Raw genomic sequence first — 5,739 nt, 5'->3', positions numbered from 1 at the left:
GATTTTTTGTGCTCTGATCCAGTGAAAACGATTTTTCTTACTGGATCGGAACAGTGTTCAATTTGATTTTACAATCGACGAGAAATAAAGAAATAGATTTAACAAGAAAGAGGAAAATCATGGATATTCAAAAGCAAATCGTTGACATTTTAGCTGAAGCAACTGGTGAAGACTTCTCAGACAACATGGACCAAGAACTTTACGAGAGCGGGATCATGGACTCCATGACCACTGTGCAGATGCTCTTGACCCTGCAGGAAACCTTCGACATCACCGTTCCGGTTTCTGAATTCAACCGCGACGACTGGAACACCCCGAACAAGCTGGTTGAACAGGTGAAGAAACTGCAAGATGAAGAATAAGACAAAACTTTGGCTGATCTTTGGGCCAGTCATCTGCGCGGTGCTCTTGCTGATGGGGATCTTATCCCTGCCTTGGGAGCGGACCTTCTCAAAAGGCAGCCTTTTCCAGGCCGCCGCTTCGCAGACCATTACTGTATTCAAGGGCAAGGCCATGCGGCAGAAGGCCTATAAGCAGGGCTATGTGCCTTTCTACGGGTCAAGTGAACTGTCGCGTTTTGACAACATGCACCCGACTGTCCTGGCTACCAAGTACCATCGTTCCTACACGCCTTTCCTGCTTGGGGGACCGGGCAGCCAGTCTCTGGCTCAGTACCTGGGGATGCAGGAGGCGCCAAGCAAGAAGGCCGTGGTGATTATTTCACCGCAATGGTTCACGCCTCAGGGGCAGAACCCGGATGCCTTTAGCCTCTACTACTCGCCTCTGCATGCCAGCGACTTTATTTTGAACGCTAAAGACACGGAAGCTGACCGCTACGCGGCCCGCCGCCTTTTGCAAATGCCAAGCGTGAAGAGTGAGCACGTGATCCACCATGCCCTGCTGGAAATCGCGGCCGGGGTGGGGATCTCCAAGATGGAGCGCTACTACCTCCGCTGGCGGCAGCAGACCTACTCCACGGAAGACAAGTTCTTTACTTCCCTGCAGCTGCGCGACCGACTGCCAAAGATTGAGCAGCAGGGGGCCAAGCTGCCGGATACCTACTCTTACGAGGGCTTGAAGAAGGCCTCAGAGAAGGAAGCCAAGAAGGATACCAAGGGCAACCGCTTTGGGATCCGGACTAGTTTTTACAAAAAGCGCTTGAATGCCAAGCTGCTCAAGAAACTGAAGGGGAGCCAGAAGAAGTTCAACTATGTTGAATCCCCGGAATACTCGGACTTCGAGCTACTCTTGAACCAGTTCGCCAAGGACAAGACCCAGGTCCTCTTCATTATTCCGCCAGTTAACGCCAAGTGGCAGAAGTACACTGGTTTGTCACAGAAGATGTATGACACGGCTACGACTAAGATCAAGCACCAGCTGATCAGCCAGGGCTTTGACAACATCTATGACCTGTCCAAGGACGGCAAGAAGAAGTACTTCATGGAAGACACCATCCACCTGGGCTGGAACGGCTGGCTGGCCGTTGACCAGGCAGTCAAGCCTTTTATGGAGCAGAAGTACGCGGAACCGGAATACGCGATTAACGACTACTACCTGACCAAGACTTGGCGGGAAAAGAAAAAGCTGCCGACGGTGGCTTTGACGAATAAAGACGTCCTGGCAAAATTAAAAAAATAAGCTTTCGGGGCGAAAAGATTGTCCGAAAGCCAGTTTGAGTATATAATCTATCTTGCGTCAAATGCTTAGGCTGTTTTCTCCGGTAGCGAAAACAGCCCTTAATATGTGGTTTGCTTTGGCACGCACTGTGTGAGCCTGATTCCAATGTTGGTGGAATTGGGCTTTTTTGTTTACCTATTCAAGCCAGTCGTAGCTGCTGAAGAACTGTTCCAGCTGGTAGTCGCTGCCGTCTTCGCTGTCCTTGAGCAACTGGGCGATCCGCTTTTTGCCCAGTTTTTTGACCAGCAGCTGTTTGACGGCCTGGTTGATGATGGCGTCCCTGTCTGTCCCGCTTTGGTCTTGGTAGGCCTGAAGCAGGATGGCCAGGTCGTCGTCCAGGTTGAATTTGACTTTAGTCATGTGGTCCACCTCCTCACTCTTTTTAGGGAAATTATAACATTCTTAAGCATTTTTCCGCCCTTAGAGGGAAGAAAATTGACCTGGATCAATTTTTGCTGAGAAAAAACGTGCTATGCTCAAACTATCAAAAAATAATTAATTCCGATGGGAGGTAACAATATGGTTAAAATGACTTTTAGTCCGGAAGCTGGAGAATTTTTGAAAAAGAAGCTGGGAAACAAGCCAGTCTTGATCCTGGCTTTAAATGACGGGTCCAACAAGTACTCACTGCAGGGCGGAAGTTGCACGATCGGGGCTAACTTCCAGTTCGTCGCCCTGGACCAGGCAGACTCGGACTACCAAATCAAGATCGACAACGATTTAGGTCTAGACTTGTACACGGGCCAGGCGGAAATGGGCTTCTTGGATGACAGCTTGAGCGTTGGTGAACAGTACGGGATGCTGTCCTTGAGCGACGGCAGCGGCTTGATTGACAGCGCAGTCGGCGTCAACGTTTACGAACCAAGCAAACTTACCGCTGAACAGATTCAAAACGGCGCCAGCTGCTAAGAACGTGAAAAAAACATGACTTCGGAATTTTCCGGGGTCATGTTTTTTATTTTGCTTGACAGAAGCTGGAAGAGGGATTAATATGACAACATGTCATATGACAAGTTGTCATATTTTTGCATAAGGAGACGGATAGATGACAGTTCTTGAATTGAAAGACGTCAAAAAGTACTACAAGATGCCGGGCGGGGGCCAGTACGAGGCCTTGCGCGGGGTCAATGCGAAATTTGCCGCCGGGGAAATGGTCGCCATCGTCGGGGAATCTGGGTCAGGCAAGTCGACCTTGATGAACACGATCGGGGGCCTGGACTCTGACTTTGAAGGGGCCATTTTATACGAAGGGAAGAACCTGCGTGATTTTTCCCAAAAGGAAATGGTTAACTACCATAAGAAATCAATCGGTTTTATTTTTCAAAACTTCAACTTGATCCCCCACCTGGACTTGATCGACAACGTGTCAATCGCCATGACCCTGTCCAACGCGGATGAAAAAACGCGGCGCGGCCGGGCGGAAGAGCTCTTGACCCAGGTGGGCCTGAAGGACCACATGCACAAGAAGCCCGATCAGTTGTCCGGCGGGCAGAAGCAGCGGGTGGCCATTGCCCGGGCTTTGGCCAATGATCCGGACGTGATCATCGCCGATGAACCAACCGGGGCCCTGGACGCGGACACGACTGACGTGATTTTGAACATGATCAGAGACATCGCGGCTTCAGGCAAGCTGGTCCTGATGGTTACCCACTCAGACAAGGTGGCCAGCCACTGCAGCCGGGTTCTGCGGATCGACCAGGGGCAGATCGTCAGCGACCAGGAACAAAAGCCCCTGGACCACCACCTGAAGCAGAGAACTGAAGTTAAGATCCAGCAGATGAGCCTCTTTAAGGCGATCTCTTTGGCTTTTAAGAACATGAAGGCCAAGTTTGGCCGCAACGCCCTGGTTTCAACCGGGATGGGGATCGGGATCATGTCCGTAATCCTCATGCTCAGCCTGGGCAAGGGGGTTACCTCTTATGTCAGCGGGCAGATGAGCACCTATTCCAACCCCCTGGTCGCGGAAATCCAGAAGACTTCCAGCCAGAAGATGCACCAGCAGGGGATGCAGGCCCAGCAAACCGGGGACAAGGCAGTCCTGGCCAAGCAGCAGCAAAACAATATGGCCTCTTTGTCCGGGACCAGCAGCGCTTCGGCTTTTAGTAAGCAGGACTTAAAGAAGCTGGAGAAGATCGCCCATGTCAAAAAGCTGCAGAAGGGCTACAGCGCGATTTCCCTGGGGACCAACCAGCTGAAATACGGCAAGAAGACGGCTAGCATGATCTACCTTAAGACGGTCAATGATGGGATCGCCAAGTCAGAGGTCAAGAAGGGCCGCTTGCCTAAGGCTGGCAAGGACGAGGTCATGATCGACAGCGGCAGCGCCGACAACTTGGGCAAGAAGATCTTAGGCAAGAAGGTCAAGGCAAGTTTGCAGATCGGGACCAAGACTATCACCAAAACGGTCAAGGTAGTCGGGATCTATGAAGCTTCCGGTTCCGGCCAGGTCAGAACCCTGCTTTTGCCTTACAGCGACTTGGCAAAAATCTTCAAAGACAACGGCTTGACCTTGAAGGCAAACGTGGTCTACTTGACAGCAACGGACAAGCAGTACACTTCTTCTATCAAGCAGGCAGCCAAGGACAAGGGCTTTGCCGGCTCAATGCAGGAGCAGATGACGGAAATGTTTGACAGCATCTTGAGCGTTTTGACTTACGTTCTGACGGCTATCGCGGCAGTTTCCCTTTTGGTTTCAGCTATCATGATCCTGGTTGTCTTGAATATCTCGGTAGTCGAAAGAACCCAGGAAATCGGGGTCATGAAGGCCCTGGGTGCCCGGCGCAAGGACATCCGGCGGATCTTCTCCAGCGAAGCCTTTTTGCTGGGCCTGGCTTCTGGGATTGTCGGCATTGCTTTGACCTGGCTTTTGGCCCAGGGGATCAACAGCTTCACCCAGTTAGCCTTTAAGGCGGCCGTGGTCAGCTTGACCCCGCAATACGCCTTGACTGGCTTGCTCATCAGCATTGTCATCAGCATGATCGCCGGGATCCTGCCAGCCAACCACGCTTCCAAGCTGGATCCAGTTGAAGCTTTGCGGAAGGAGTAAAAAATGCCCAGCCAGACTTTTTTCAACCTGCCTAAGGAAAAGCAGGACCGGATTATGGCAGCGGCCCGGGAGGAATTTTTTACCCACAGCTTCGATGAAGCTTCCATCAACCGCTTGATCAAGGCGGCGGGGATCCCCCGGGGGAGCTTTTACCAGTATTTTGCGGATAAGGAAGACGTCTACTTTTACCTGGGTGACCAGATCAGCCAGCGGATGATCGAAGGCGCCCGGAAAGAATTAGCTGCTAGCGGCTATGATCCTTTTGCCCTGGCCAGGAAGGTCCTGCCCCAGTGGCTGGATGAAATCTTCTATGGGGAAAACGCGGCCTTCTTCTACCGGAAGATTGACATGCTGCACTCCCAGCAAGTGCCCCGGCCCAAGCAGGCAGAAGACCCGCTGGCCTGCCTGTCGGCTCAGGAAATTGCCGGTTTGACAGCTAAGGTTGCTTTGCAGGACCGGACTGACTTGAAATTTCTCCTGCACAGCCTGCTCTTGGCCTTCATCAGCTGCCTTAGTGAAGGAGCAGAAGACTATGAAGCCGGCCGGCCCGTCGATACGGCCAAGCTGGCCCAAGTCCTGGACCGCCGCTTGAGCTACCTGGAAAATGGCTTTAAGAAGAAAGCAGATTGAAATAAGAGCTAGAACTAAGAAACCGTGGATTTGATCCGCGGTTTTTCTTTTTTACCGGGAAATAACATTTTTTTGAAAAAGTCTTCCGGTAAAAATGACCTAAAAGCGAACTAAAATACTGCTTCTCCCAGATTAAGCCAGATAAAATTAAACAAAAGGCAAAAGAAAGAAAAAATAAAAATGACAACTAAGCCGTGTGTTCACATAATAAACCGAATAAAATGACTAATTTGACGAAAGGATAAAAAGAAGGTAAAGTATTATTTGTCTTGAAACGAGCCAAGTGCTTGAAGCAAGACAAAAATAAATATCAAAAGCTTGTTGACAAGAAGTCAACAAGCGAGTAAGATATGAAACGTTGCGTCACTTGACGCAAGTTGGTACTT

The 5,739-nt window shown here is 50.6% G+C and carries 6 protein-coding genes; 5 read left to right on the top strand and 1 reads right to left on the bottom strand.

The window, feature by feature from the left end:
• The first annotated feature begins 119 nt into the window (after positions 1 to 119).
• On the top strand, positions 120 to 362 hold the full coding sequence (dltC, locus tag FD23_RS08030) for a D-alanine--poly(phosphoribitol) ligase subunit DltC (protein ID WP_003620019.1): 243 nt from the start codon (positions 120 to 122) through the stop codon (positions 360 to 362).
• On the top strand, positions 352 to 1,638 hold the full coding sequence (gene dltD, locus FD23_RS08025) for a D-alanyl-lipoteichoic acid biosynthesis protein DltD (RefSeq protein WP_025895613.1): 1,287 nt from the start codon (positions 352 to 354) through the stop codon (positions 1,636 to 1,638). The genes dltC and dltD overlap by 11 nt, the downstream gene beginning before the upstream one ends.
• Before the next feature lie 174 nt (positions 1,639 to 1,812).
• On the opposite strand, the gene FD23_RS08020 is transcribed toward dltD, so the two are convergent.
• The gene (locus FD23_RS08020; RefSeq protein ID WP_025895614.1) at positions 1,813 to 2,037 is read right to left on the bottom strand and encodes a hypothetical protein; all 225 of its coding nucleotides are present in this window, start codon (positions 2,035 to 2,037) and stop codon (positions 1,813 to 1,815) included.
• Between the two features lie 159 nt (positions 2,038 to 2,196).
• Between FD23_RS08020 and FD23_RS08015 the strand changes: the two genes are divergently transcribed.
• The 3 genes from FD23_RS08015 to FD23_RS08005 all read left to right on the top strand — a co-directional run bounded on the left by FD23_RS08015 (position 2,197) and on the right by FD23_RS08005 (position 5,353).
• On the top strand, positions 2,197 to 2,586 hold the full coding sequence (locus FD23_RS08015; protein WP_025895615.1) for an iron-sulfur cluster biosynthesis family protein: 390 nt from the start codon (positions 2,197 to 2,199) through the stop codon (positions 2,584 to 2,586).
• Between the two features lie 136 nt (positions 2,587 to 2,722).
• Positions 2,723 to 4,723 (top strand): ABC transporter ATP-binding protein/permease, encoded by a 2,001-nt coding sequence (locus tag FD23_RS08010; RefSeq protein WP_052933809.1) that lies wholly within the window; start codon positions 2,723 to 2,725, stop codon positions 4,721 to 4,723.
• A 3-nt stretch (positions 4,724 to 4,726) separates the two neighbouring features.
• Positions 4,727 to 5,353 carry a TetR/AcrR family transcriptional regulator gene (locus tag FD23_RS08005; protein ID WP_052933808.1) on the top strand — a complete coding sequence of 209 codons (627 nt, stop codon included), beginning with the start codon at positions 4,727 to 4,729 and terminating at the stop codon, positions 5,351 to 5,353.
• The last annotated feature ends 386 nt before the right edge of the window (positions 5,354 to 5,739 follow it).

Origin of the sequence: Lactobacillus delbrueckii subsp. delbrueckii DSM 20074 = JCM 1012 (assembly GCF_001433875.1) — a bacterium.
Classification (GTDB): domain Bacteria; phylum Bacillota; class Bacilli; order Lactobacillales; family Lactobacillaceae; genus Lactobacillus; species Lactobacillus delbrueckii.
Note: the sequence above shows the minus strand (reverse complement) of the source record. Positions and strands in the feature narration are given on the sequence as shown.

Excerpts from the sequence above, each read along its gene's own strand:
- FD23_RS08015 (WP_025895615.1), top strand. The coding sequence starts at position 2,197 with ATGGTTAAAATGACTTTTAGTCCGGAAGCTGGAGAATTTTTGAAAAAG.
- FD23_RS08020 (WP_025895614.1), bottom strand. The coding sequence starts at position 2,037 with ATGACTAAAGTCAAATTCAACCTGGACGACGACCTGGCCATCCTGCTT.
- FD23_RS08005 (WP_052933808.1), top strand. The coding sequence starts at position 4,727 with ATGCCCAGCCAGACTTTTTTCAACCTGCCTAAGGAAAAGCAGGACCGG.
- FD23_RS08010 (WP_052933809.1), top strand. The coding sequence starts at position 2,723 with ATGACAGTTCTTGAATTGAAAGACGTCAAAAAGTACTACAAGATGCCG.
- dltD (WP_025895613.1), top strand. The coding sequence starts at position 352 with ATGAAGAATAAGACAAAACTTTGGCTGATCTTTGGGCCAGTCATCTGC.
- dltC (WP_003620019.1), top strand. The coding sequence starts at position 120 with ATGGATATTCAAAAGCAAATCGTTGACATTTTAGCTGAAGCAACTGGT.